The 21111-nt window shown below is 72.4% G+C and carries 23 protein-coding genes; 7 read left to right on the top strand and 16 right to left on the bottom strand.

The genetic code is table 11. From position 1 onward, the window contains the following. The first annotated feature begins 1 nt into the window (after window position 1). Both QEZ54_RS08140 and QEZ54_RS08135 read left to right on the top strand, forming a co-directional pair. Window positions 2-130 (top strand): hypothetical protein, encoded by a 129-nt coding sequence (locus QEZ54_RS08140; protein WP_281303867.1) that lies wholly within the window; start codon window positions 2-4, stop codon window positions 128-130. A gap of 20 nt (window positions 131-150) precedes the next feature. Then, window positions 151-333, top strand: a complete 183-nt coding sequence (locus tag QEZ54_RS08135) for a hypothetical protein (protein ID WP_281303866.1) — start codon at window positions 151-153, stop codon at window positions 331-333. Between the two features lie 36 nt (window positions 334-369). Here QEZ54_RS08135 and QEZ54_RS08130 read toward each other — a convergent pair whose 3' ends face one another. Both QEZ54_RS08130 and QEZ54_RS08125 read right to left on the bottom strand, forming a co-directional pair. Beyond that, window positions 370-1152 (bottom strand): rhomboid family intramembrane serine protease, encoded by a 783-nt coding sequence (locus QEZ54_RS08130; protein ID WP_281303865.1) that lies wholly within the window; start codon window positions 1150-1152, stop codon window positions 370-372. Between the two features lie 72 nt (window positions 1153-1224). Beyond that, entirely contained in the window at window positions 1225-1638 is a 414-nt protein-coding gene (locus QEZ54_RS08125; RefSeq protein WP_281303864.1) for an SHOCT domain-containing protein, read from the bottom strand. A 130-nt stretch (window positions 1639-1768) separates the two neighbouring features. On the opposite strand from QEZ54_RS08125, the gene QEZ54_RS08120 reads away from it, so the two are divergent. Further along, the gene (locus tag QEZ54_RS08120) at window positions 1769-2581 is read left to right on the top strand and encodes an alpha/beta hydrolase (protein ID WP_281303863.1); all 813 of its coding nucleotides are present in this window, start codon (window positions 1769-1771) and stop codon (window positions 2579-2581) included. Window positions 2582-2593: 12 nt separating this feature from the next. Here QEZ54_RS08120 and QEZ54_RS08115 read toward each other — a convergent pair whose 3' ends face one another. The 4 genes from QEZ54_RS08115 to QEZ54_RS08100 form a co-directional block, all read right to left on the bottom strand. After that, a complete protein-coding gene (locus QEZ54_RS08115) occupies window positions 2594-4024 on the bottom strand; it encodes a serine/threonine-protein kinase (protein ID WP_281303862.1) in 1431 nt (476 codons plus the stop codon). A 94-nt stretch (window positions 4025-4118) separates the two neighbouring features. Next, the gene (locus QEZ54_RS08110) at window positions 4119-4640 is read right to left on the bottom strand and encodes a hypothetical protein (protein WP_281303861.1); all 522 of its coding nucleotides are present in this window, start codon (window positions 4638-4640) and stop codon (window positions 4119-4121) included. Between the two features lie 100 nt (window positions 4641-4740). Next, complete coding sequence (locus QEZ54_RS08105; protein WP_281303860.1) at window positions 4741-7563, bottom strand: AbfB domain-containing protein; 2823 nt, start codon at window positions 7561-7563, stop codon at window positions 4741-4743. A gap of 380 nt (window positions 7564-7943) precedes the next feature. After that, window positions 7944-8900 carry a hypothetical protein gene (locus tag QEZ54_RS08100; RefSeq protein ID WP_281303859.1) on the bottom strand — a complete coding sequence of 319 codons (957 nt, stop codon included), beginning with the start codon at window positions 8898-8900 and terminating at the stop codon, window positions 7944-7946. Between the two features lie 222 nt (window positions 8901-9122). Between QEZ54_RS08100 and QEZ54_RS08095 the strand changes: the two genes are divergently transcribed. Continuing rightward, on the top strand, window positions 9123-9989 hold the full coding sequence (locus QEZ54_RS08095) for a bile acid:sodium symporter family protein (RefSeq protein WP_281303858.1): 867 nt from the start codon (window positions 9123-9125) through the stop codon (window positions 9987-9989). Here the strand turns inward: QEZ54_RS08095 and QEZ54_RS08090 are convergent. The 9 genes from QEZ54_RS08090 to sigK all read right to left on the bottom strand — a co-directional run bounded on the left by QEZ54_RS08090 (window position 9950) and on the right by sigK (window position 17990). Further along, window positions 9950-10558: a hypothetical protein gene (locus tag QEZ54_RS08090; RefSeq protein WP_281303857.1), complete on the bottom strand. Its 609-nt coding sequence runs from the start codon at window positions 10556-10558 to the stop codon at window positions 9950-9952. The genes QEZ54_RS08095 and QEZ54_RS08090 overlap by 40 nt on opposite strands. A 95-nt stretch (window positions 10559-10653) precedes the next feature. Beyond that, the gene (locus tag QEZ54_RS08085) at window positions 10654-11976 is read right to left on the bottom strand and encodes a phage holin family protein (protein ID WP_281303856.1); all 1323 of its coding nucleotides are present in this window, start codon (window positions 11974-11976) and stop codon (window positions 10654-10656) included. Next, a complete protein-coding gene (locus QEZ54_RS08080; RefSeq protein WP_281303855.1) occupies window positions 11973-12725 on the bottom strand; it encodes an MBL fold metallo-hydrolase in 753 nt (250 codons plus the stop codon). Before QEZ54_RS08080 ends, QEZ54_RS08085 begins: the two co-directional genes overlap by 4 nt. An 87-nt stretch (window positions 12726-12812) precedes the next feature. Then, entirely contained in the window at window positions 12813-13283 is a 471-nt protein-coding gene (locus tag QEZ54_RS08075; RefSeq protein ID WP_281303854.1) for a GNAT family N-acetyltransferase, read from the bottom strand. Between the two features lie 309 nt (window positions 13284-13592). Next, window positions 13593-14324, bottom strand: coding sequence for a peptidylprolyl isomerase (locus QEZ54_RS08070; RefSeq protein ID WP_281303853.1), 732 nt, complete (start codon window positions 14322-14324; stop codon window positions 13593-13595). 63 nt (window positions 14325-14387) lie between these two features. Further along, window positions 14388-15899: a molybdopterin-dependent oxidoreductase gene (locus tag QEZ54_RS08065; RefSeq protein WP_281303852.1), complete on the bottom strand. Its 1512-nt coding sequence runs from the start codon at window positions 15897-15899 to the stop codon at window positions 14388-14390. Between the two features lie 62 nt (window positions 15900-15961). Continuing rightward, window positions 15962-16573, bottom strand: a complete 612-nt coding sequence (locus QEZ54_RS08060; RefSeq protein WP_281303851.1) for a fasciclin domain-containing protein — start codon at window positions 16571-16573, stop codon at window positions 15962-15964. A gap of 116 nt (window positions 16574-16689) precedes the next feature. Next, window positions 16690-17415, bottom strand: coding sequence for an anti-sigma factor (locus QEZ54_RS08055; protein ID WP_281303850.1), 726 nt, complete (start codon window positions 17413-17415; stop codon window positions 16690-16692). Next, window positions 17412-17990, bottom strand: coding sequence for an ECF RNA polymerase sigma factor SigK (gene sigK, locus QEZ54_RS08050; RefSeq protein WP_281303928.1), 579 nt, complete (start codon window positions 17988-17990; stop codon window positions 17412-17414). Before sigK ends, QEZ54_RS08055 begins: the two co-directional genes overlap by 4 nt. 265 nt (window positions 17991-18255) lie before the next feature. Between sigK and QEZ54_RS08045 the strand changes: the two genes are divergently transcribed. From QEZ54_RS08045 to QEZ54_RS08035, 3 genes are all read left to right on the top strand, one after another. Next, complete coding sequence (locus tag QEZ54_RS08045; protein ID WP_281303849.1) at window positions 18256-18999, top strand: phosphotransferase; 744 nt, start codon at window positions 18256-18258, stop codon at window positions 18997-18999. Window positions 19000-19133: 134 nt separating this feature from the next. After that, the gene (locus QEZ54_RS08040) at window positions 19134-19499 is read left to right on the top strand and encodes a nuclear transport factor 2 family protein (RefSeq protein WP_281303848.1); all 366 of its coding nucleotides are present in this window, start codon (window positions 19134-19136) and stop codon (window positions 19497-19499) included. A gap of 137 nt (window positions 19500-19636) precedes the next feature. After that, a complete protein-coding gene (locus tag QEZ54_RS08035) occupies window positions 19637-20215 on the top strand; it encodes a DUF5709 domain-containing protein (protein WP_281303847.1) in 579 nt (192 codons plus the stop codon). Between the two features lie 211 nt (window positions 20216-20426). Here the strand turns inward: QEZ54_RS08035 and QEZ54_RS08030 are convergent, their stop codons facing one another. Continuing rightward, a complete protein-coding gene (locus tag QEZ54_RS08030; RefSeq protein ID WP_281303846.1) occupies window positions 20427-21101 on the bottom strand; it encodes a hypothetical protein in 675 nt (224 codons plus the stop codon). Window positions 21102-21111: the final 10 nt, after the last annotated feature.

The raw sequence follows: 21111 nt of genomic DNA, 5'->3' as shown, positions 1-21111 counted from the left end.
CGTGTACCTGCCGCTGACGATCGACGTCCTGCGTGTCACCGGCGGGGCGATCGCCGAGATCGTGACGTTCCACAGCGACCGTTTCCCCCGGCTCGGGCTGCCGGAGTTCCTACCGGCCGACGGCAGCTGACGGCCGTAGACTGGCTCGCCATGGACGACCTGACCCTGGACCGGTTGATCGCGGACACCCTGGTCGAGGAGTATGACTGGGACGAGGAGCAGGCCGAGGAGGCCGTGGCCGCATGGCGGGACAGCAGGTCGGACGGCGGCTGGGACGCTGATGCCATCGCGGAGAGCATCCACCGGGCGCGGGACGACGACGAGGATTTCTGACCGGCCCATGGGCTCGCCCGCGGCCGCCGTACCGGATCATGGTGTTTGCGGTGGTGGTGCGGCGCCCGCGGGTGCGCCTGTGGGTGCGCCGACCCCGGGCTCTAACTCGTCGCCCGAGCGCGGACGTGGTGTGGTCGGCTTCGCGGCTGTTCTGGCGAGTGCCATCGCCAGCACCAGCCCGGTCAGCAGGCCGACGCCGTGCGGGTCGCCCAGGCCGACCATCACCAGCGCACCCGTGACCACGGCCGCGGCCAGACCCCACCGGCCGACCCTACCGGCCCGGGTTGCCATGAACACGGCGACCGCCAGCGCGCCCGCGATGGTTCCGGCGGTCGGCCCGGCTGCGGCGAGCACCGCCAAGTACACCGTGAAGTGGAACCCGTAGAGGCGGGAGGCCATGGCCGGTGGCGAGCTGTCGCGCCAGGTGAGGACGGCGAGTGCGCCGATCAGGGCGGCGACGGCGTCGGAGGAGCCGCCGCCGGTGCCGGACGGGTCGAGCAGCAGCGCGAACGCCACGCCCGCCAGGCCGCCCGCCAGAAAGAGCAGCAGCCAGCGGACCTGGCCGAGGCGCCGCTCCACCGCCACGCCCACCAGCAGCAGGCCCAGGGTGTTGTACAGGTACTGGCCCCACCCCGACGGCTGCACGAGCAGCGGCGACAGCAGCCGCCACCACTGCCCGTCGCGGATCAGGGCGGCGTCTCGGTGCAGCAGGTCGACCACCGCCGGTTCCGCGAGCTGCGCAGCGAAGGTCGCCGTGGTGAGCAGGGCAATCGCGGCGGTCAGCGGCCCGGCGCGAAACGCCCGTACCGCAACGGCCATTTGGGCACCAGGGACTGTCATGGCGCTCATGGTGGCGCACCCGGGCCAGTCGCGGCGGCCCGCTTCAGGGCATCAGGCTGTCAGTGCCTTCGCCTTGAGGGCTTCAAACTCGGCCTGGGTGACAGCACCGCTGTCGAGCAGCGCCTTCGCCTGTGCGATCTGGTCGGCGGGGGATGCGCCGGTGCCGACCGCTGCGCGGATCTGGGCGTCCATCTGCTGCTTCATGGCCTGCTGCTGCTTCAGGTTCCGCTCGGCCATGCCCCGGCCGCGCACGATCAGGTAGAGCAGGACGCCCAGGTACGGCAGCACGATGACCAGGATGATCCACAGTGCCTTGGCCCAGCCTGACGTCTCGTGGTCGCGGAAGAGGTCGGAGAAGACGATGACCAGAAGCCAGAACCAGATCACGAACAGGAAGAACTCCAACATCCACAGCAGGACGTCGCCGTTGCCGACAGAAGACTCCGCCAAGTTCATCATGTGCATCCTCGACGTCACGGGTGGCGCAGTGCGCTGGTACCTCTGCGTGCCACGCTATGGCACACTCGTCGGGCCCGATGCCGGAACGCGAAAACGGGTACCTTCCCGGACGCGACCAGGGCTACCATCCTCCGACGTGACGATCGAGACCGGTACATTGCTCGGCCGGATCCCCTACGCCCGAGTCGGCCGCGACGATCAGCCCATCCTCGTACTCGCCGGGGGCCAGGCCTTCATGCAGCGGCCGACACCGCAGCGCATCGCGCGGGACGCCGGCCGGGTCGCCGCGGTGCTGCCGCCCGACCGCGGCTTCATCCTGCTCGGCTACGACCCGGCGCCGGGCGAGAGCCACAGCCTCGCGACGATCGTCGCCGACGTGGCCGCCATCATCGGCGAGCTCGGGGCGCCGGTGCAGCTCGTCGGCGTCTCGTACGGCGGCATCGTCGCCCTGCGCGTCGCCGCCGACCACCCGGACCTGGTCTCGGAGCTGGTACTGCTGGCCAGCGCGCACCGGTTCTCACCGGAAGGATCGCAGCTGGTACGCCGCCAGCTCGACCTCGCGGCGGACGGGGACTTCGCCGCGCTGGGGGCGGACTTCGTCGGCATGTTCCGCCGCCCCTGGCTGAACTGGCTGCTCCGTCTTCGGCTGCGCACCCGCCGTGGTCGCGCCGCGGAAGGCATGAACGATCCTCAGGTCATCGTGCGCGGACTGCGCGCGGTGCTCGACTCACCCGTCGACGAGGCGTCGCTGTCCCTGGTCTCGGCACGGACTCTGATCGTCAGCGGCACGCACGACCAGGTGTTCGGCCGGGAGCCGGAGCGTACGGCCGCCCTCCTGCCGCACGCGTCGCTCGTCCAGTTCCCCGGTGAGACGCACATGGTCCCGGTCGAGCGTAGGCGCGCGGTCGCGATGCACACGCGCGCGCTGCTGACGTCCCGGAGCCGATGAGGAACGCGCCGGTCAGCCGGGCGCCTTGAACACCGACTCGGTGATGTCACCGGCCCCGACGCGAGTGGCCAGGCAGTACAGCAGCCAGGTGTCCTTGTCGACCTGGACCGGCCAGGCCTGGCGCTCCCAGCCCGTGGTCGTGGCACCCTCGCGGGTCCGCTGCGCCATGGTCTGCGCGGAGCAGAGGGCCGCGACATCGTCCCGGTTCATGAGCTCGTCCTGGCGGACGAACTCCGCCCCGGCCGGCAGCGGCGCCACGACGAACGTCTCCCAGCCGTGCGGCCCGTCGCAGGGTTGCCGCTTCGGCCGGTGCGCCGTGCCGCCCGTCCTGACCAGACCGCCCCAGCACTCGGGTGCGGGCGGGCAGGCGGCCGCGCCGCACGCCACGTAGCCGGCGGGCACCTGCTGCCCGGTGCCGACCTCGTCCGGCGCCGACCACGGGGGGAAGACGTCCGAGCCCCACACCGTCCAGGCGGTCACCCCGCCGCCCGTGAGGAGCACGAACGCCGCCGCAGCCGCGACGAGCAAAGGAGCCCGGCGGCGCACGGCGATCGCGCTGGACTCATCGCCCGGACCGGTGACGGCGATCGCGACGGGGGGCCTGGCCGCGGCATGCGCCTCGGCCGGCGCCCCGCTCAGCACGCCGTCGGCGGCCGCGGCCAGGGCGGCGGCGGACGGCCAGCGCTGCCCGGGGTCGACCGCGAGGGCCCGTTCCACCAGGGCGGCCACGGGCGCCGGAACATCGGGGCCCAGCGGGGGCGGCGGCTGCGCCACCCGCTGCATGGCGACCGCGAACGGATTGTCGCCGGTGAACGGGCGCCGTCCGGCCAGGCACTCGTACGCCACGACGCCGAGCGCGTAGACGTCGCTGCGCGCGTCGGCGGGGTGGCCGAGCACCTGCTCCGGAGCGAGGTAGGACGGTGTGCCGAGGATGCCGCCGGGTGTGGTGAGCGAGGTGCTGTCCTGCCCGCGGGCGATGCCGAAGTCCGTGAGGACGATGCTGCCGTCGAGCCGCACCAGCAGGTTGCCGGGTTTGACGTCGCGGTGCACGATGCCCTGGTCGTGTACGGCCTGCAGCGCCTGGGCGGTCTGCGCGACGATGGCCAGGGTGGACTCGGCGGTCAACCGCCCGTGCCGGCCGAGGGTCTGCGACAGCGACTCGCCCTCGATGTGCTCCATCACCAGGTATGCGCCGTCGGCGTCGCCGTGGTAGTCGTGGATGGTGACCACGCTGCGGTGGCGGACCCCGGCCATCGCGCGCGCCTCGGCGAGGAACCGGCGGATGAACCCGGGGTCGGCGAGCAGTGCGGGCAGCACGGTCTTCACCGCGACGACCCGGCCGAGCACCGTGTCGGTCGCCCGCCAGACCTCCCCCATGCCGCCGGCGCCGATCCGGTCGTCCAACCGGTAGCGTCCGCCGAGCAGCGCTCCTGGACTGTGCATGGCCTGTCTCGCTTCTCGCCTTGATCGGTTGGACCGGCCGACGATAGCGTCGGACCCCGACACTCCGACGCCGTGGTCGCATAGTGGGAACGGGTCAGCGCAGGTCGACCAGGACCCGCTCGGCGAGGTCGACGGCCAGCGCGCGCGGATCGCCGCCGCGCAGCTTCCGGCCGGCGAGGCCGAGGTTGACGATCAGCAGGTCCTGGTCGACGGCGACCATGAGCTTCGAACCCTGCTCGTACCACTTGGCGCGCAGCTGCGAGATCCGCAGCTGCTCGCCGCCGGTGCCGAAGTCGAGGCTGCCGGCCGTGCCGGTCTGGTACTGCACGTAGATCGCCGGCGACGCGGCGCCGGTGCCCTGGTGGTAGGCGCAGACGATGAAGCCCTGGCCGGGCTCCGCGCGGTGGAACGGGATGTCGGTTTTGGCCGCGGCGGCCACTTCGGCGGGGTCCAGCAGCGTACACAGGTCCGGCAGGGCGGCGGTGGTGCTGGAGGCGGCCGGTGCGGCCGGGTTCGCCGTAGGCTCCGCGCCGGAGGGCCCGCATGCCGCCAGGGTGAGCGAGCCGAGCAGGGCGAGTGCCGCGAGCACGCGGGCTGGGCGCAGAGCGTGAGTCATGCGTACATGACAGAAGACGATCTTCCCTGCCGCAACGCCGAGTCGGCTACTGGACAGCGGTGGCGCGGGCGGCGGGGGTGGCCCGCCGCCCGCGCCGCGGTCACGGCGCCCAGGGGGCCGCGACGGCCCAGCTGCTGTCCGCACTCAGCGTCTGGGGCCGGTTGAAGCCCCCGTCACCGCCGCCGGAGGCGATGTACACCTGCGACTCGAAGTGCCGCAGGTACGAGCCCGGAAGGTTCAGCGACTCGAAGGTGGTCCCGGTGCCGCCGACGCCGGGCCGGGCGCAGAACGTGGCGTCCTGGCGCATCAGCGCCGTGCCGTCGTCGGGCGAGTTGCGCACCCGGCCGGAGGCGTGGCGCAGGTACTGGCCCGGGAAGTTGGCCGACTCGAACGAGTAGCAGGACGAGTCGGCCAGTCCCCGCCGCACCGTGTACGTCGCGTCCGCCTTCAGCAGGGCGCTGCTGCCGGAGTTGACGATCTCGGTCCAGGCGAGGCTGTCGGCGTGGCGCAGGTACCGGTCGGTGAAGCCCCACGTGGTGACCCGCAGCGACTGGCGGACGTTGGTCGCCAGCAGCACCGAGCTGCGCCACAGCGCCGGGTCGGCGACGTTCCAGGTGCTGTCGGCGGCGAAGCCGGCGGCGGTGTCCCAGGCGTTCGGCCCGCCGCTGCGGGCGGCGTACACGTTGTCGGCGTAGTGGCGCAGGTGGTAGCCGGGCATGTTGAGCGACTCGAACGACGTGCCGCCCGCGGCCAGCCCGGGCCTGGTGCACCAGGTCGCGTCGGCGGCGAACGTGCCGCCGGTGTCGGCGTCCAGGCGCACCTGGTAGTTCGAGTGCCGCAGGTAGCGGCCTGGGAAGTTGACCGACTCGAACGAGTAGCAGCGCGGGTTGCCCAGCCCGGCCACGGTGCGGAACGACGCGTCCTGCCGGGCGCCGTCGGCGCTGGCCGTGTTGAGCACGTCGGTGCGGGCCAGCGAGTTGGCGTGGCGCAGGTAGCGGTCGGTGTAGCCGGGCGTGGTCACGCGCAGCGAGCGTACGTGCCCGAGGGTCAGCGGCACCTGCGCGTTGAGGTTGCGGGAGGCGTTGATCAGTGCCGCGTGCGCGGCCCGCAGCTGGCTGGTGTCCACCTTCTGGATCTGCCGGTCGTAGGTGAGCAGTCCGTTGTACTCGCCCTCGACGTCGGTGATCTCGGTGTACACGTACGCCGAGACGCCCTTGACGGTCATCAGGTTCTGGACGTCGCGGATCATGCCGGTGTAGCGGTCGTTGAGCTGCGCGGCCGACGACAGCTGCTCGTAGGCGAAGAACTGCCCGTTGGGGCTGTACTCGTGGCCGGGGGTGCGCAGCCCCAGGCCGCCGAACTCGCCGAGCACCGAGACCCGGGTCGCCGACGGGCGCGGGCTGTCGGGGCCGGTGTACACGTGCCAGTCCATGATGTCGCCGGTGCCCGGGTCGCCCTTGGACACGCAGCAGTTGTAGCCGCTGTGCGCGTTGACCAGGCGGGTCGGGTCGTAGTTCTTGAGCGCGGTGGTGACGCGCTGGGTCTCGGCCAGGCTCCACTCCCCCCAGCCCTCGTTGAACGGCACGTAGGTGATCACGGCCGGGGAGAAGCGGTGCTCGTCGATGATCTCGCGGGCCTCGGTCTCGAACTCGGCGATCTGCGCCGGGGTGCGGTTGGCGTCGAACGCGGGCGTCGACGGGACGTCCTGCCAGACCAGCAGGCCGAGGCGGTCGGCGTGGTAGTACCAGCGGGCCGGCTCGACCTTGATGTGCTTGCGCACCATGTTGAAGCCGAGGTCCTTGTGCTTCTGCAGGTCGAAGGCGAGCGCCGCGTCGGTCGGGGCGGTGTACAGGCCGTCAGGCCAGAAGCCCTGGTCGAGGGTGCCCACCTGGAACACGAACTCGCCGTTCAGGGTGGGGCGCAGTACGCCGTTGACGAGCTTGGTGCCGACCTCGCGCATGCCGAAGTAGCTGACGACCTGGTCGACGGCCGCACCGGCGCCGTTGCGCAGCGATACCCGCAGGTTGTAGAGGTAGGGGTCGTCCGGGGACCAGCGCCGGGCGTTGGGCACCGGGACGGTGAACTCGGTGAAGCCGCCGGTCGCGGTGCCGACGACGGTCGCGCCGGCCATGGCCTCGGCCAGGACGGTGTGCCCGGTGACGTCGCCCCGGGTGAAGACCCGTACCCGGGCGGTGTTGTTGGCCAGGTTGGCGTAGACGTCCACGGAGAAGATCGAGGAGACCGGGGTCGGCTCCAGCCATACCGTCTGCCAGATGCCGGAGGTGGGCGTGTAGAAGATGCCGCTGGGGCTGTTGACCTGCTTGCCGAGCGGCTGCTTCTCCCCTCGGCCGTCGGTGGGGTCGTACACGCGCACGACCAGTTCGTTGGTGCCGCCGTTGAGCTGGCCGGTGATGTCCACTTCGAACCGGTCGTAGCCGCCGCGATGGGTGGTGACCTGTACGCCGTTGACCCAGACGGTGGCCTCGTAGTCGACGGCGCCGAAGTGCAGCTGCACCCGGCGGCCGGTCCACGCCGCGGGGACGGTGAAGGTGCGGCGGTAGAAGAACAGGTCGCGGTTGTCGTTGCGCATGATGCCCGACAGCGCGGACTCCACCGGGTACGGCACCAGGATGCGCTCGGGCAGCGTCTGCCCCAGCGGCGGCGCGGCGTTGCGGTTGACGTTGCCCGCGCCGTCGGTGGCGGGGTTGGAGAACTGCCACTCGCCGTTGAGCGACTGCCAGTCCGGGCGGGTCAGCTGCGGTCGCGGATACTCCGGCAGCGGGTTGGTGGTGGACACCTGGCTGGTCCACGGGGTCGACAGGGGCGGCGTCTTGGGGGTGACGGCCGAGGCCGGGGAGGCGCTGAAGATCAGCACCCCCGCCAGTGTCAGCACGGCCGCCGCCGAAGCGGTGAGGCGGCGCATGGCGCTCCTTTGCAGAGGGACGGAACGGATCAGGGGTCCCTGCACGGCACGGGGCCCGCCGACGTGCGACGGGCACAGCGCGGAGGTCGGCATGGCGGCGTCGCGCCGCTGCGCCGACCGTGACGGTGGTGGGGGCACCGGTGCGGGTGGCACTGCAGGCCGCCCATGCCGTGGACGTCCACGGCGAGCGGCGCTCTATAACGTTATAGAGGCCGACCGAACCTCGTCAATGGCCAGTCGTCGATGATCGGTCCCGGCTCTGCCGTCCATCGCCGACGGCGGCCGGCCCCGCGACTACGGCGTACCAGCGGATACGCGACGCGAACGCGGCCACCGCGCGACGAGGCGATCGTCGCGCGGTGGCCGCGTTCAGCAGCGGATCAGGCTGCCAAGGTCTGCAGTTCGGCCAGCCCACCGCAGGTGGTGCCGCTGACGTTCTTGAACGACATGAGGATCTGGCGCTGCGAGACTCCACTGCCGTCGATGTACTGGCGGTAGACCATGCGCGTGACCTCGAACTGGCACGGGATGGGGTAGCTGCCCTGCGGGGACACGCCGACCACGTAGACCGAGGTGACGGGGTTGGCGTTGTTCCAGATCGTGGACCAGGTGACCCCGGAGCCCACGGAGCCGACGGCGAAGCTGTTGCTGACCGTGGTGGAGCCGAGCCGGATGTCGGTCTGGCAGGTGACGGTCCCGACGTTCTTGACCTCGACCCAGAACTGGCGCAGCGCGCCCGCCGCGCCCGGCTGCACGTACCAGGTGCGGGTCACCCGGAACTGGCAGGCCGCCGAACTCGTGGCGCCGGTCGGGTTGAGGGCGACCAGCCAGTTGGTGTGCCAGGGGATGTTCCACAGGTGCGTCTGGGTGCCGCCGGGGCTGACCCCGCCGGTGTTGGCCTGGACCGTGCTGGTCACCGCCGAGAGCTGGACGGTCGCACCGCAGGAGATCGTGCCGACGTTCTTGAGGGTGAACTGGAACTGCCGCTGCCCGCCCCACAGCTGGACGTACTGGCTGCTGATCGTCTCGAACTGGCACGCGGCCGAGGTGGTGGCGCCGGAGGGGTTGTAGCCGACCGCGTAGGCGGCGTCCGCCGGCGCGTTCTGCCACGTCCAGCCCTGGGTGCCGCCGGGCGCGACGGTACCGGTGTACCAGGTCGCGGCGATGCCGATCCCGCCCTTCGCGGCCGCGCTGATCCCGCCGGACGCCGCAGCGGCGGCCCGCGCGTCGCGCCATGTCGGTTGCGACTCCTGGCCGGCCTGCGCCGTGCCGGCTGAAGCGAGGACCACGCCGAGCACCGTCGCGGCGAGCAGCGCCGCGCGGATTCTGCCTCTCATCGAAGCTCCCTTACGTAACGACCCGGGCCGAGCACCCGGACCTTCACCAGGCTGCGCAAGCAGGCTTGCCATCGGCTATGCGTCCGCTAGGCGGCCTGGCCGCGCCCATGGCACGGCGAGGTCCAGGCACTGACGGCGGGTCGCGTAGCCGAGCGGCGGCGCCGGGTCCACCGGCTGTACGGTCGATGTGACGGGCGCCACAAGAGTGAACAATCCTCGGCTATGGATTCCGTACTGACCCAGGTGTTCCTGCCCGTCGCCCTCGGCATCGTGATGCTGGGCCTGGGCCTCGGACTCACCATCGCCGACTTCGGACGCATCGCCGCCTACCCCCGCGCGGTCCTCGTCGCACTGGTCTGCCAGGTGCTCCTGCTCCCGGTGGCCTGCTACGGGCTGGTGCTGCTGTTCGACCTGCCGCCCGCGCTGGCGGTGGGCATGATGCTGCTGGCCGCCTCGCCCGGCGGCACCACCGCCAACCTCTACAGCCACCTGTTCGGCGGCAACGTGGCCCTCAACGTCACCCTGACCGCGGTCAACTCGGTGCTCGCGGTGTTCACGCTGCCGCTGGTCGTCAACTTCGCCCTGGACGAGTTCATGTCCGGCACCGACCAGGTCGGCCTGCAGTTCGACAAGGTGCTGCAGGTGTTCGCGATCGTGCTGGTGCCGGTGGCGCTGGGCATGTTCGTGCGGCACCGCTCGCTGGGCTTCGCCGAGCGGATGGCCAAGCCGGTCCGCATCCTGTCGGTGGCGGTGCTGGTGCTGGTCATCGCCGGCACGCTCGTCAAGGAGTGGGACAGCGTGGCGGACTACTTCAAGGCCGCCGGGGTGGTCGCGCTGCTGTTCAACGTACTGAGCCTGCTGGTCGGCTACGCGGCGCCCAGGCTGCTGAGAGTCGGGCCCGCCGACTCGGTGGCCACCGCCATGGAGATCGGCATCCACAACGGCACCCTGGCCATCGTCATCGCCACCACCCTGCTGGGCAGCGCGCAGATCGCGGTGCCCGCCGCCGTGTACAGCATCATCATGTTCTTCACCGCCGCCGCGTTCGGCTACCTGGTCCGCCCCGGCGGCCGCAGCAGCGTCCGCTGACCGAGGTCCTCGAGCCAGCACACCAGCTGCCGATGTACGGCGTCGGCACCGACCAGGGCCGTCGGTGCCGACCAGCCGGCGGGATGGATCAGCACCGGCCGGGTCTGCCAGCCGCCCATCCCGCCGTGGCAGCCGACGAGCTCCTCGAACGCCGCCACCTCCTCCGTCGAGGAGTCCAGGAGACTGTTCACGACGACGTCGCCGACGTGCGGCAACATGTCGTGGCGGGCGAGGTCGGCCGCGGCGTACGGGCCGAACGCGGCGAGCGGATCGGAGCCGGCCACCCGCCCGTCGGCGAGGTGGCGCACGCCCCCGCGCCCCAGCACCAGCGCACCGAGCGACCGGGAACGGACCATCACGAACCCGATCCCCGGGTGGCTGACCAGACCCGCCAGCAGGTTCGGATGCCTCGACTCGATGTCCTCCATGCTCAGCCGACCGGCTTCGCGCGCCAGGTAGACCATGCCGAGGTTGCCCGAGGCGACGACGACCGACGCCACGCCCCGGGCGACCGCGGGCGGGGACGGCTCCTGTCCCTCCAGCACGGTGTCGGACAGCTTGCCGATCATCTTCTGCTCGCCGCTGAGCTCGGTCAGCAGCGTACGGACCCTGCCCCACTGCTCGTTCTCCGGTTCCGTGGCGACCCTGGCGGACCCCTCGGAGATCAGGCTGCCGACCAGCGCTCCAGGGTCGTCCCGTACCGCTGCAGGAACGTCGCGCCCTGGCTCTGCCCGTGATCGGAGACGACCACCAGGTGGTACGGGCGCGGAGCTTCGGCGGCGAGCTGCTCCAGGGTGCCCAGCACCCAGTCGATCCCGTCGAGGGCCGCCAGGGACTCGGGCCGGGTGGGTCCGGCGTGATGGGCGATCTCGTCGTAGTCGACGAAGTCGCAGTAGATCACCGGCGCGCCGCGCATCATGTGCTCGGCCACCAGGTTGAGGTTGAGATCGCGCAGCAGCACGTTGGTGACGCCGCGCAGCAGCACATAGGAGAAGTCGCGGTGGACGCGGGGTTCGATGCCGCGCACGCGCTGGCGCCGGGCCTGGAACAGTTCCTTGACCATCTCGGCGGCGGTCAGCACCAGTGAGCGGGTGAGCCCGAACGGATCGATCAGGTAGCTGCCGATCTGCCTGCTCGGACCCCGTCGGGCGCCCCTGCGCGCCGCGGTGCTCATGGTCAGCATGCTGACGGGCGCGTCACCGGAGAAGACGTTGCTGAGACTCACCCCGCCGTCGGCGAGCAGCCCTCGCCCGTCGGAGAACCCCTGCTCCACGTACTCGGCGTCCTTGGGGTGGTTGGTGACGACGAGCCGGCCGGTCTCCTTCTCCAGCCACCGGAACGCGGGCACGTGCCCGCTGGCGCCGTGCAGCAGGCCGGCCTGGCTGGCCGGGGTGGTCGCCGGCAGCTGCGCGTGCCACTCGACCAGCCGGTGGCTGCCCGACCGGATCCACCGGGTCAGCGTGGGCAGGTTCCCGGCCTGGACCGCCCAGCGGGCCAGCGGCGCCGACAGCCCGTCGATCTGGATCACCACGACGGCGGGTGCCGCGGTGGCGGGGGCGCGGGTCTTCCTGGCGTTGCGCAGCAGGTGCGCCAGCACCACCCGGTCGTCGCCCGCGGTCACGACCCACAGACCGGCGCTGACGATCGCGGAGTAGATCCACGATGCCCAGAACGCCGGCCAGAACCCGTCCACCTGTATGTGCGGGGCCAGCGACAGCGCCAGGTAGACGAGCACCGCCTGGGTCAGCAGCCAACCCGCGACGACGCCGCCCCAGCCGAGCCGGGCGGCCAGCGAGGCCAGCACCGGCCGCAGCAGCGCCGCGGCGGCCGCGAGCAGCACCGCGGCCAGCAGCACGTCCCAGCCGGTGGCGGCGGTCAGCCCGGGTGTGACGGCGATGGCGATACCCAGCGCCGCCCAGTCGAGCAGCAGTACCGGGATCGCCAGCCCCAACCGGCCGGCCCCGAGCGTCCGGCGGACGGCGCTCACCAGGTCATCCCGCGGCCCGGCGCGAGCAGCCGCACCTCGGTGGGTGTCCCCCGGGCGGCGACGGCGTCGGCGAAGGCGCGGGGCGGGGTGCGCAGCCTGCCGCCGAAGAACGGCTTCAGCCCGTACGGGAACAGCGTGCCCCAGTGCACGGGCACCGTGAAGCGGGGGCGCAGCAGCGCGACCGCCGCGGCGGCCCGCTCCGGGTCCAGATGCCCCGGTCCGAGGTTCGGCCCCCACCCCCACACCGGCAGCAGGGCGAGATCGAGTTCCGGGCACAGGTCTGCCATCGCGCCGAACAGGTCGGTGTCACCGGCGAAGTAGACGGCGGCCTGTCCGGATTCGATCAGGTACCCCACGGCGGCGGCCCGGGGGCCGAACGGCTCCCGCCGCCCGTCGTGCAGCGCGGGGGTCGCGGTCACGGTCACCTGCCCCACCGTGTGGGACCTCCCCGCCCGCAGGGTGACGACGCGCGCGAAGCCGCGCCGCCGGAGGAAGTCCTCGGCCCCCTCCGGGGCGATCAACTGGACGTCGCGGCCGAGCAGCGCCAGCGACGGCAGGTCGCAGTGGTCGTGGTGCAGGTGGGACAGTACGACGGCGTCGACCGCGGCGTAGTGGTCGGGTGCGACCGCGGCGGCGGTCCGGCGCAGGAACAGCAGGCGCGACCGCAGCACCGGATCGGTGAGCACTCTGACGCCCCCGAGGGCCAGCAGGACCGTCGAATGGCCGAGGAACACCGCAGAAGACGTCACGCCAGCCTCCGGCGGTATGCCTGTCGCGTCTGTGTCTCTTCCTCCGCCATTATGACCCGGAAGTCCGGGTTCGCCCTGCGCTTTCGTTCAGTCGGAGGCGCTCCTGGACCATCTGAACGACGCAGCCGCCTGGATCGCACCTTCGCGGAGGTAGAAGCGGTGCGCCTCGGTCCGGGCGTTGCCGGACTCCAGGAACACGTAGTCGGCGCCGTGTTCGTACGCCCAGGACCTGGCGGTGGCCAGGAGGGCGGCGCCGACGCCCCGGGAACGCCGTCCGGGGTGGACGGCGAGGTCCTCGATCGAGGCCCGGCGGCCGAAGCGCACCGACATGATGTCCAGGTAGACGCTGGCCACGCCGACGAGCTCGTCCTGGCGCGAGCGGGCTTCGAACAACGCGGCGTCGTCCTTGGCCAGGACCTGCGCGGTGCGCTCGACGGCGCGGTCGCGGTCCCAGTCGGCGGGGCGGCCGCCGGGCGGCGCGAAGAGCCACTCCAGCCCCGTGACGAACTCGGCCTCAGCACCGGGCTGAATCCGCCGAACCTGGATGTCCCGCGGCATCCCACGGGCTGCGTCGACTGAACCGGCTGGGGTGCGCATGTCCACGCGCCACCATATCGCGGCCGTCTTCCCGCGTACCAAGTCCGGCTCGGGGTCGTCGGCGACGTGCTGAGCCTCCTCGACGACGCCCCCGGCAGCGGCGAGGTGCGGGAGCGGGTGGAGGAGTTCGCGGCGTTCGACGACCGGGCCGCCGAGCGGGACGGCTACCACGTCCACTGACGTCGACCCGGTTCGGCACCACGATCCCGGCTCCTCCGCCCCGCCGGACTCGACGAATCGCGAGTCCGGCGGCGGAGGTGCCGGGTCCGGTCAGCAGAAAGGCAGCGGGAACAGGTGTACGCAGGCCCGCTGGATGTCGGCGGTCAGCGCGGGTGCACCGTCCACCGGCGCGGGGTCTTCGGGGGTCGGCTGGATGCCACCGGCGGCGATCGCGTCCAGGGCGGCCATCCCGGCCTCGTCGACGGTGCCGAAGACGGTGTAGTCGGGCCGCAGGATCGAGTCGGCGTAGACGAGGAAGAACTGGCTGCCGTTGGTGTCCGGTCCGGCGTTGGCCATGGCCAGGGTGCCGCGCGGGTAGTAGACGCGGCCGGGCCGGTCCGGTACGGGCGGCAGGTCGGTGGGCAGCTCGTCCTTGTACTGGTAGCCGGGGCCGCCGCTGCCGGTGCCGGACGGGTCGCCGCACTGCAGGACCTTCAGCGTCGGGTACGCGGTCAGCCGGTGGCAGTTGGTGCCGTGGTAGAACCGGTGCAGGATCAGGTGCTCGAAGCTCTGCACGGTGCAGGGCGCCTTGGCGGCGTCCAGCGTGATCGTGATCTTCCCGTGGCTGGTGCTGAGCACGACGTGGGTGTTCCAGGTCTGCTGGTGCCGCGGATCGAAGGGCAGGCCGACCGGCCGCGCCGGCGGGTCGTCGGGGGTCTCGGCATACTGGCAGGGGCCGTTGGTGGTCCGGGGTGCCGGGTCGGCCGCGGCAGGGGTGGCGGCGGCGGACAGCAGCCCGGCGACGAGTCCGGTGATCGTGATCCGGATCAAGTTGATTCGCATATGGAAAGATATACATCAGGTTTCGAGAGCGGTCAGCGCGGCGTGCGCTGCCATGGCCTAGGGTCAGGTGGCGGTGACGGCCAGGGTGTGCCAGCCGGTGGCGCCGTCGGGGAACGGGGTGGCGCGCCGTTCGGGCTGGGTCCGCCCGGTGCCGTCGGTGGCGCGGACGCGCAGGCGGTGACCGCCCGGAGCGGCCTGCCAGCGGTAGCGCCACTGGACCCAGGTGTCGGCGCCCCCGCCTGGCAGCAGTTCGACCTGCTGCCAGGGTCCGTCATCGACCTGGAGTTCCACGGCGCGGATGCCGCGCCCCTGGGCCCACGCCACCCCGGCGACGGCGACCGTCCCGGCGGCGACCTCGGCGAACGGCGCCGGGCGGTCGATGCGTGAGGCTGTCCTGACCGGTGCGTGACGGGCCCAGCCCCGGCGCACCCAGTACGGGTCGAAGTCGGCGAAGCGGGCCAGTTCGAGCTCGGTGATCCATTTGCAGGAGCCGGCGTAGCCGTAGACGCCGGGGGTCAGCATCCGGACCGGAAAGCCGTGCTCGGGCGGCAGCGGTCGGCCGTCCATCCCGACGGCCAGCATCGCGTCGCGGCCGTCCAGCACCGTCTCCACGGGAGTGCCCAGGGTCATGCCGTCGGCCGAGCGCGCCACGACCTGGTCGGCGCCGGGTCCGACGCCCGCCTGGCGCAGCAGCGGCGCCAGCGGTACGCCGAGCCAGCGGGTGGTGCCGATGTAGGGGCCGCCGACCTCGTTGGAGACGCAGTTCAGAGTGATGTCGCGCTCGATGAGCCCTCGGGCGAGCAGCTGCTCGAAGTCGAGGGTGAGCGGCCGGTCGACCATGCCGTGGATGCGCAGCCGCCACTGCCGGACGTCGACACGGGGCAGGGTCAGGGCGGTGTCGACGCGGTAGAAGTCGGTGACCGGGGTGTAGAAGCCGGGTGTGGTGTTGCGCGGTCCGGCCGGCTGCACGGGCGGCGGAAGTGTGATCGCCTCCCGCGCGCGTTCAGCCGAGCCGGAGGTCAGGACGCGGATGGTGGCGGCGACCCCGCCGACGGCCAGCGACGAGCCCGCTACCGCGCCGGCGGCCAGCAGGAAGCGGCGGCGGTCGGCCGGTACGGTGGCCGCGGCGGGTCCGGGCGCGCCGAGCGGACCGGTCAGCAAGCCGAGGACCACGGCGGCGACCGCTCCGGCGAGCAGCGACGGCACCGCGTCGAGCGGTGCGGCCGCCGGGCGGGAGACGACCGCGGCGGCGGCGAGCACACCCAGTGCCGCCGCTGCCGCCTGCGCCGACCGCGGCCGTCGGCGCGCCACCATCCCGAGCCCACCGGCGAGCAGCACCAGCACCGCCGCCATCGCGATCAGCAGCAGCGGCTTGTCGTAGGCGCCGAAGGTGCGGACCGCATACTCCTTGGCAGGGGTGGGGGTCGCGTCGATGACGGTGGAGCCGATGCCGATCAGCGGCGACGATTCGGGCCGCAGCAGTGCCGCGCACAGTTCCGCGGCCGCCGACCCCGCCGCGGCGGCGAGCACACCGGCGGCGGCGGACCTGGTGGTGCCAGGGTTGAGGATGCGCATGGCGGCCCTTCCGAGGGCGGGCCCGCCGGGGATGGTGCCGGCGGGCCCGGGACGGGTGGAGGTCACTTCGGCATGAGCACGGAGTCGATGATGTAGACCGTCGCGTTGGCGGTCTGGACGTTGCCGCAGACCACCTTGGCGTTGCCGTCGACGGTGAAGTCGGTGCCGGAGCCCGCCACGGTGATGTCGCCGCCCTGCAGGGTCTTGTGGACGCCGGCGAGCTGGTCGGGCGCGATCTTCCCGGCGACCACGTGGTAGGTGAGGATCTTGGTGAGGGTGGCGTTGTCGGCCAGGACCTTGTCCAGGTCGGCCTTCGGGATCTTCGCGAAGGCGTCGTTGGTGGGCGCGAAGACCGTCACCGCCGGCGCGCCGTTGAGGGTGTCGACCAGGTTGGCCTTCTTCACGGCGGTGACCAGCGTCGACAGCAGCGGGTTGCCCGAGGCCGCGGTGGCGACGGGGACCTTGGCCATCGCCTCGAAGCTGCCGGCGTTGGACGGGTCGGTGGGTACGGCGGCGCAGCCGGGTCCGAACTCGCCCGCCGGAGCGGCCGACATGCCTTTGGAGGCGGATGCGGACGTCGAGGTCTCGGCAGTGGTTGATCCCCCGCAGGCGGACAGGGCCAGTACGGCCACACCGGCGGTGAGGAGTGCGACGAACGTCTTCTTCGACTTCATGATGACCCTTCGTGGCGGGACCCCGGCGGAGTCCGGTTGTACAGGGTGTTCGGCGCAGATCCCGGGGCGGATGGGTCCATTTCAGAAAAATCCGATTCGCGTTCAACGGCATATGGTCAGCCCATGGCGAGCTGGGCCAGCACGGGCAGCGTGGGCACGGCCGAACCGCCCGCGGGCTCTGCCGTCAGGCCCAGCGCGTCGACGGAGTCAAGGCCGTCCACCAGCTGCGTGGCGGTGCCCTGCCCGGTGGCCAGGACCGCGCCCGGGTACGGTACGCCGTCGCGGATCAGCCAGAGCTGGTACGCCCGGTCGGCGCCGGGCGAGGGTGCGGCCAGCATGACCACGGCCGAGCCCCGGCTGGGTGCCGCCACCATGGTGACCTGCCCGCCGCCGCCGACGGCGGCCGTGCGCAGGCGCGCGTCCGGGGCCGCGAGCACGGCCTGCACCCGGGCCAGCTGCTCGGCCGCGGCTCGGTCGGCGCGGACCCGCCGCTCCTGCACGGTGTAGGTGATCCCGGCGGCGAGTGCCGCGACCAGCAGGCACGCCGTCGCGGTCGCGAGTGCGGGATGGCGCCACCAGCGCGTCGGCGCGTGCCGTCGGCGCGGGTGCCGGGTCGGCGGCAGCTGCCGGGTGAGCCGCGCCTGGGCGACGACCCGCTCCCGCAGCCCGGGTGGGGGCACAGACCAGGTGTCCTCCGCCAGCCGGGCCGCGGTCTCGGTCAGTTCGGCGACCTCGGTCGCGCAGGTGCCGCAACCGCTCAGGTGCTGCTCGAAGGTGTCGCGTTCGGTCTCGTCGAGGGCATGCAGGACGTAGGGGCCGGCCAGGGTGTGGATGTCGCTCATGCCGACACCTCCACACCGAGGCAGTCGCGCAGCCGGATCAGGCCGTCGCGCATCCGGGACTTCACCGAAGGCAGTCCGGCGTCGAGCAGCTGGGCCACCTGCTGGTAGGTGTATCCGCCGTAGTAGGCCAAGGTGATCGCCTCGCGTTGCAGGTCGGTGAGCGTGGTGAGGCAGCGTCGCACCTGTTGGCGGCGCAGCCGGGCGGTGGCCTGGTCCTCGACCTCGTCGGCCGGGGTCTGCGCCGCCTCCGGGGTCAGCCGTCTTATCCGGTCCAGCGCCGCCTGCTCCGAGCGGACCCGGTCGACGGCCCGGCGGTGGGTGATGGTGAAGACCCAGGCGGTGGCCGAGCCGCGCGCCGGATCGAAGCGGCTGGCGGTGCGCCACACCTCCACCAGCACCTCCTGCGCGACCTCCTCAGCCTGCGCCGGGTCGCGCAGGACCCGCCTGGCCAGCCCGTACACGCGGGGGGCGACCAGTTCGTACAGGCGGGTGAAGGCGGTCTCGTCGCCGCGGGCCACCGCCCGCAGCAGCGTCTCGGCGTCGGCCTGTTCGGCCGGGTCGGGGACGCGTGACAGGTGGTCGTACCGCGGATTGGGCTGGTCGGCACCGTTCACGTTCCACCTTCGGGTCTGCTCAGGGTCGCCGCCGTCGTTTCGGCGACGCTGGAGGTTCGGTGCCGAGTCGCGCACGGATGGGTGGAACCCGCAAGTTCTGCGACGGAGGCGCTCCGGGAACCGGCCCGGCTGTCATCCAACAGGGTCGGACACCTGCCCGCCGCGCCGTGCGCGCCGGACGCGTGGCGTCGGCTGGCGGGTGGGCGACGTACGCAAGCCCCGTAGCATGTGGCCGGTGGGGTGGGAGGCGCTGAGGCAGTGGGGTGACGACGCGGTCCGCATGGAGCGGCTCACCGGTGGGGTCGCCAACGACGTGTGGCGCGTACGCGTCGACGGGCGCCCCGCCGTCGCGCGCCTCGGCACCAGAAGCGATGCCGACCTCGCGTGGGAGGCCGAGCTCATCCGGCACCTCGACCGCGCGGGCCTGACCGTGCCGGTGCCGGTTCCCACGGTGGACGGGCGGCTGTTCGTCGACGGCCTGGTCGTGATGACGTACCTGGACGGCGGGCCGCCTGAGACGCAGGCCGACTGGCGCCGAGTGGCCGGCACGCTCCGCGAGCTGCACCGGTTGACGCGGGGCTGGCCGCAGCGGTCCGGCTGGCGATCATCGACCGATCTGCTGCACGCCGGATCGGGCACGAAGATCGACCTCGGCGCGATGCCTCCGGAGGGCGTCGCCCGGTGCCGGGTGGCGTGGGCGCGGCTCGCCGGACGGCCGACCTGCGTCGTGCACGGCAATCCCGCCAACCCGGGCAACGTGCTCGTGACCGCGGACCGGGTCGCGCTGATCGACTGGGACGAGGCGCACGTGGACGTGCCCGACCTCGACCTGGTGCTGCCCGGCAACGCCGCCGACCTCGACGACGCGGCCTACGACGCCGCCGCGCAGGCGTCGGCCGCCTGGGAGGCCGCCGTCTGCTGGGACGACGGGTACGCGGTCCGGCGGCTCGCCGAGGTCCGGCCGGTCTGACGACGCTCCGGCCGTGTCGAATTCGCGCGACCGGCTCCGTACCCATCCAGGGGCCCGGCGCGATGCCCTGACGCACGCGCCGACGTTGAGCCTCGGGCCCCACCGGGAGCAGTACGGATTCAGGAGGAGTACGCATGTCGGAGAACAAGCGAACGGTCGAGCGGTACCTGGACGGCTTCCGCAGGAACGACCACGCGCAGATCCTGTCGTGCCTGACCGACGACATCAGGTGGACCGTCTTCGGCGGGTTCCAGCTGACCGGCAAGCAGGCCTACGACGAGGCCATCGACGGCCCGGGTTTCATCCAGCCGCCGACGCTGGACACGGTCCGCATGGTCGAGCAGGACGACGTGGTGATGGCCGAGCTCACCGGCTCGGTCCGGCGCGTCGACGGCTCCGCCATGCGCATGTCGATGGCCGAGGTGTTCGTCATGCGCGACGGGTTGATCGCCGAGCGCCGCGCCTGGGTGATCGAGCTCAAGGAGAACGACTACCGCTGATCGGCGCCTCCGCCGCCGGGACGTCCGGTCCGGCGCCCGGGCTCGGCGCGCTGTTCGGGGTGCGGGAGCGCCCCCGAGCAGCGCGCTCAGCCCGGCCGCCGCCGTTTGGCCGGGCGAAGATCGGGTACCGCGCAGACATGGCACCTCAGCATGACGACAACTATCCGCACCTGGTCTCCGACCCGGCAGCCGACGGCATTCCGGAGTACGCCGACGCCGACTCCACCGCCGACGAGCGGGTGCCGTCCGTGCGGGAAGCCGACGGCCCCGACCCCGCCGCGCTCCCCGCCGACCGCGACGAAGGCCCGCTGGCCCTGGACGAGTTCGGTGTCACCGCGCAGGAGCAGCACGACGGGGAGTCGCTGGACGCGCGGCTGTCCCGGGAGGAACCGGACGTTCTGGCTGAGATCTCCGACGCCGACCGGCCGAACGGCGACACGGGCTCCAGCATCGTCGACGACGAGCAGGCCGCGCTCGACCGGCGGCTGGCGGACCGGGGACCCGTCGATCCCCACCTGGAGTCGCAGGTCTCGATGTACGAGCGGATGGGTGACGATCCCGTCTCCGGGGGTACGGTCGGGCGGCTCGTGGCACCCGACGAAGGCCTCGCCTCCGACGAGGAGGCCGACGCGGTCGCCTACGACGCCGGCCCCGCCGGCGGCGGTGCCAGCGCCGAGGAGCTCGCGATGCACGAGGAGCCGGGCGACCGACCGTAGCGACCGCGGGGGTCGGCCGCTCAGCCCGGGGCCGGGCATCCGGGCGAGCCGGATATCGGCGCCGGCGGCGAAACGCACCGGTGGGACTGCACCCCTCGAGCAGTCCCACCGGCTGAGTTCAGACCGCCGCAACCCCTCACGGCGGTGACTCTGAGTTCTTCAACGGCGGAGATCGCACGAAGATACGGCACCGGCGCCGCCGGGTACGCGCTCAGTTCGGGTCGGCGTCGAGCCCGCGGGCGGCCAGCAGCGCGGCGACCTCGGTCCGGCTGCGCCGGAACGCCCGCCGCAGGTGGCCTATGTGCAGCACCATGCTGAGCGCGAACGCGGCGAAGGCGGCGGCCGGGGGCCAGATCGTGTAGTCGAGCCAGATCCCGGTGACGAAGCCCGCGCCGAGCGCCAGCAGCGCGCTGTTGATGATCCCGACCGTGCCGGGCAGGCTCATGGCATCGCGCAGCACGCCGGTGCGCCTGCGGTAGGTCGTGCCGATGACACCGACGTCACCGATCACCGGCATGATCAGGTACGGCGCGACCGGGGCGCAGCTGCGCGCCAGATAGGTGCGCAGCGTGTCGGTGGCGGCGGCGTAGCGGTTGCCCCGCTGGCTGAACTCGACCTGGCGCAGGAACGTCGACAGGCCCAGGACCAGTATCAGGAAGCCCACCGTGCCGAGCGTGCCCTTCGCGGCCTCGCTCAGCTTGCCCCCCGAGGCCAGGCCGCCGGAGACCGCCGCGGCGGCGGTGACGATGGCGAGGAAGAAGTTGAAGCGGGCGGCGGACTGGTCCCGCAGCGCCTTCTGCAGGTCGTTGAGCGCGGTGTACTCGGCCAGCGCGATGGTCAGCGCGTTCTCGGCGTCGCGGCTGCCGCCGATGTCGGGGGTGGACACGTCGGGAGCA

The sequence above is a fragment of the Catellatospora sp. KI3 genome, assembly GCF_029948125.1.
GTDB lineage: Bacteria > Actinomycetota > Actinomycetes > Mycobacteriales > Micromonosporaceae > Catellatospora.
Note: the sequence above shows the minus strand (reverse complement) of the source record. Positions and strands in the feature narration are given on the sequence as shown.